4 protein-coding genes are annotated in these 1,862 nt (G+C 37.9%); 1 reads left to right on the top strand and 3 read right to left on the bottom strand.

The features are described 5' to 3' along the window. Window positions 1-179: 179 nt before the first annotated feature. The 3 genes from H6G18_RS24480 to H6G18_RS24470 form a co-directional block, all read right to left on the bottom strand. Entirely contained in the window at window positions 180-536 is a 357-nt protein-coding gene (locus tag H6G18_RS24480) for a DUF5615 family PIN-like protein (protein WP_190409678.1), read from the bottom strand. Then, window positions 533-757, bottom strand: a complete 225-nt coding sequence (locus H6G18_RS24475; RefSeq protein ID WP_242040464.1) for a DUF433 domain-containing protein — start codon at window positions 755-757, stop codon at window positions 533-535. Before H6G18_RS24475 ends, H6G18_RS24480 begins: the two co-directional genes overlap by 4 nt. 110 nt (window positions 758-867) lie before the next feature. Beyond that, window positions 868-1,713: an ATP-dependent nuclease gene (locus tag H6G18_RS24470; RefSeq protein WP_190409676.1), complete on the bottom strand. Its 846-nt coding sequence runs from the start codon at window positions 1,711-1,713 to the stop codon at window positions 868-870. 81 nt (window positions 1,714-1,794) lie between these two features. On the opposite strand from H6G18_RS24470, the gene H6G18_RS25425 reads away from it, so the two are divergent. After that, on the top strand, window positions 1,795-1,862 hold a 68-nt coding region (locus H6G18_RS25425), incomplete at its 3' end, for a transposase-like zinc-binding domain-containing protein (protein ID WP_449224089.1).

Genomic DNA, 1,862 nt, shown 5'->3' with positions numbered 1-1,862 from the left:
TCTTAGGTAGACTACTCATATTTTCTACAACTACTCAACCTGATCTAGATTAAAATCTAGTCCAGATTACTCAAAAGCTCTTTAGATTTTCTTTACGAATCACCTCTTAACTTGATATGCTTTAGCTTGAGAACCTTTAGGTTGTAGATTAAGAAGAATTTCTTTTATATTTTCAGTATTCAATTATCAAGTTTGCGAATACGAATTGTTGTTGGTGTAATAACAGTGAAAGCACCCATTAACTCAGAATTATGTTGATTAATTGTATTGGCAACAATCTCTGCTTTCCGGGTTGTCAATAAACCTGCTAATCGAATTAATATAACACCTGAAGCAATACGTTGTAAGCGAAACACTAACTCACCAAAATCTTTGTCAGATGTTAATAATATTGCTTCTTCTTGGTTAGCTAAATCTAGCACTACGTCATCTGAAATTCCACGCTCCATTTCAGTGACGTACCACACTAAATGGCCATCTTGGCGCAAACGCTCAACAATCTGCCAATCTAAATTTTCGTCTGCTAGAAATTTCAAGAAGCGTTCTCAACAATGGGATAAATGACATCATATCGTAAAACTTCAGCCGCAAATGCCAAAGCTGCTTGAATTGCTTCGCGTGTGAGTCGCGGATGTGATTCTAAAACTTGCTCTGGGGTTTCACCAGCAGCCAACTTTTCTAAAATTAACTCAACAGTGATGCGTGTACCTGCAATTACAGGTTTTCCCATCATCACTTTTGGATCGGATACAACCATCTGTTTAAGGTGCTTTTGCATTGTCTTGGCTCATCGCTTACTTTCTATATCATGCCATTAGCATCGAGCGATCGCATCTCCCCACATTCCCAAACGCGATCGCCTGTTTTTCAATCTTCGGATTCCTGCATATCACCTAAAAGATATTTATTAGCTGTGCTAAACAATTTATATGTTGTTTCTTTATACTCAGACCGAATATTTTTCTTGTCATCTAGTAAACCAATTACTGAAGCCTTAGACTTACGTTCAGTTTTTGTACGAACATCATCTGCGGGTATAGCAAAGAAGTGAAAGTTAGGACACTCACTACTCAGAGAATCTACCAATTCGCTACGATTTCCATCAAGGATACCAACTACACGAGTGAAACCTAAGTCGCGTAAAACCTTTGCAAGTGTTTTCATATTGTCAACACCACCTATACCCCAACCGAAGAAAGTTCCATTTAGGTCTACATTGATTTGTTTCTGAACAAATTGATAGAAGATTACGTCTTCTTGCCCTTCAACTAAAATGATCTTATCCTCAAGAAAAAAAACTTCTTGAGCGTTTAAACCAAAGATGTGGGGGTTGTTATCATTCTTCAAAAGCGCTGAAATTTCCTTGGCATAGGATGGAGGTAATTGTGAAATTACCGAATTACCGTCCTTTAGATAAATACGTGCTACTGTTGCACCGTTTTCCAGTGCCTTAAGATTTAAGAAGTATGGCGAATGCGTGGACAAGATAATTTGACGATCTGTTGCATAGTCTGTGAGAAGAGTTGCTAATTTACGTTGCAATGATGGATGGAGTGATAACTCTGGTTCGTCAATAACTATTACATCGCCAGGATGTGAATCATATAAAGCATCAACGATATATAAAAGACTTACCAGTCCTTCACCTAGTCCCTCACTACTATGATAAGCATCGCCAGTGTTTATCTTCAGGTAATACTGTCCAGTATCCATCTGATCAATTGTCCAATTTGGTACGGGATCAAGTAATTTTTTGGCGTTGCATAATGAGAATATGAATTAGGGTGAATCTTCATGGAATGTCCGCGTTGTAATTCCCATCATATCCGGAAGAATGGCAAGCAAAGAGGTAAACAAAACTA

The organism is Anabaena subtropica FACHB-260 (assembly GCF_014697105.1).
Taxonomy (GTDB): domain Bacteria; phylum Cyanobacteriota; class Cyanobacteriia; order Cyanobacteriales; family Nostocaceae; genus Trichormus; species Trichormus subtropicus.
Note: the sequence above shows the minus strand (reverse complement) of the source record. Positions and strands in the feature narration are given on the sequence as shown.